The sequence below is a fragment of the Chrysiogenia bacterium genome, from assembly GCA_020434085.1.
Classification (GTDB): Bacteria; JAGRBM01; JAGRBM01; order JAGRBM01; family JAGRBM01; genus JAGRBM01.
In genome coordinates this window covers 1-2331 of the sequence record JAGRBM010000579.1, presented here as the reverse complement: position 1 = coordinate 2331, position 2331 = coordinate 1, and the positions used below count along the sequence as shown (strand labels likewise).

The window sequence follows — 2331 nt, the reverse complement described above, 5'->3', positions numbered from 1 at the left end:
TGGACGCTGGCATTGTATGAAGAGCTGCTGGAGGCCCGGCGGTGATTTACTCGGTCGTTATCCCAACCAAAGACGGTGCGGACACTTTGCCCGCGCTGCTCGATGCGCTCGCGGCGCAGAAGACCGATGCGCAGGTGGAAATCGTTGCCATCGATTCGGGCTCACGGGACGGGAGCGCGGCCTTGCTCAAGAAAGCCGGCGCGCGCGTCATCGAAATTGCGCCCGAGCAGTTTGCACACGGCCGCACGCGCAACCGCGCGATCTCCGAATCGAAGGGCGAGTTCGTCTTTCTGCTGAGCCAGGACGCGGTGCCCGGCGCTTACGACTATCTCGATCGCCTGCAGATTCCGCTTCGCGACGATCCGCAGGTGGCGGCATCGTATGCCAAGCAGCTCCCGCGCGCCGGGGCCGATCCGCTCGAAAAACTCCGCTGGAAAAATGCGCCCATGGGAAGTGAAAAGCCCCACATGACCGGGCCGTTTGCGCCCGCGGCTTTCGACGCGATGGCGCCCGATGAGCAACGCGCCGCCTGCGAGTTTCACTCGGCCGCCTGCTGCATTCGCCGGAGCGTGTGGGAGAAAATTCCGCTTCCCGAGGTCAGCATCGGCGAGGACGTCGCCTGGGCGCGCGAGGTGCTGCGCGCGGGCTACAAGATCGCCTACGAGCCATGGGGCTTCGTCTTTCATTCCCACCACCGCCCGCTGAGCGAAGAGGCCGACCGCATCGAGCGCGAGGCGGCGCTCGAGTGGGAGCTCTTCGGTCGCGCGCCGGTGAAAAATCCCGTGGACGCCGCGATCAAGTCGCTCGAATGGGCCGCCGGCGATGCCGCCGCGATCGTCTTCGGGCGCGCCGGCAGCATGAGCGAGCGCGCTCGCGCCGCCCGCCGCGCCGCACGCTTCGCGCGCGTTCGCGCGAGTTCGCTCTACAAGGGTTACAAAAAAGCCCGGGACGATTCCTGACGCACATGGCAAGCGGCAAGCTCAAAGAAAAGATCACCGGCCTGACGCGGGAGCTTCGGACGCCCGACACCAGGCGCCAGCTCGGCGCAGCCGCGCTCAGCGCCGTGCTCTGCGGGCTGTGCATCTCGCGCCTCGATCCCTGGCCGCTCGAGTGGGTGTGCCTGATCCCGATTCTCTGGGTGCTGCCCGAGCTCTCGGGCCGCCGCGCGTTTTTGGTCGGCTGGTTCGGCGGTTTCTGGGCGCACATGATCATCTTCCGCTGGCTCTCGGGAACGGTGGTGCGCTTTTCCAACCTGCCGCCGGCGATGGCGATCCTCACGCTGATTCTCTTCTCCCTGCTGCACGGGCTGATCTGGGCGCTCTGGGTGTGGGCCGCCGCGCGCCTCAATGAACGGACGAAACTCCCGGCCGCGCTCGCGGCGGCCATTGCCTACACGGTGGTGGTCTTCCAGGTCTGGCAGCTCTTCCCCTGGTTTGTCGGCATGGGCCAGCACAACTTTCTGCCCTTTGCCCAGATCGCCGACATCGGCGGGGCCTCGCTCGTGAGCTTCGTCGTCGTGCTGGCCAATGGCGTCTTTACCGACGCGCTGAGGCAACTTCGTGCGAAGGAGCCGCTGCACTGGAAGCCGCTGGCGCTCGTTGCGGGCATTGTTGTTCTTGGAAGCATCTACGGCGGCGTGCGCCTCTCGCAGGTGGACGGGCATCTTGAACAGGCCGAGGCGCACAAGGTCGCACTCGTGCAGAACAACATTCCGATTCTCAAAAAGCGTGAGGTGCCCGCGCAGGAAATCTTTGGCGAGCTGATTGCCCAGGTGCGCGAGGCCGCGGCCGGCGGCGCCGAGCTGATCGTGCTGGCCGAGTCCTCGCTCCCCTTCCGCATGTGGGGCGGCATTGCGGGCAGTTCCTTCATCACCGCCGACGCGCTCAGCATGGGGCGCGATTTCACTTACGCCGTGCAGGAGATGGGCGTGCCGGTGGTCGCGGCGACGACGCTCGCGGGTCTCAAGCCCGGCGAGCACCAGCCGTACCTGACCAACTCGGCGGTGCTGCTCGCGCCGCTTGCGGGCCGCGCGCCGGGCAGCGTGGCGCCGGGCGACCTCATCGCCGCGCGCTACGACAAGATCGGTCTGCTCCCCTTCGGGGAGTTCATGCCGCTTCAGGGCCTGATTCCCCAGCTTCGCCAGTGGATTCGCGGCGGCGGAACCTTTACCCCAGGAACAAAGCCCGCGTCCTTCGACGTGGCGGGGATGAAGCTCGCCGCCGGGATCTGCTACGAGGCGATCCTGCCGGCCATGACGCTTAAGGCCCTGCGTCCTGAGGACCAGGTGCTGCTCAACCTGACCAACGACGCCTGGTTCGGCGAAGGCGATGA

General features: G+C 66.6%; 2 protein-coding genes. Both read left to right on the top strand.

The genetic code is table 11. The features are described 5' to 3' along the window. Positions 1 to 41 precede the first annotated feature (41 nt). Positions 42 to 959, top strand: a complete 918-nt coding sequence (locus KDH09_19030; protein ID MCB0221799.1) for a glycosyltransferase family 2 protein — start codon at positions 42 to 44, stop codon at positions 957 to 959. 5 nt (positions 960 to 964) lie between these two features. Beyond that, positions 965 to 2331, top strand: a 1367-nt coding sequence (gene lnt, locus KDH09_19025; protein MCB0221798.1) for an apolipoprotein N-acyltransferase, incomplete at its 3' end; no start/stop codon positions are given.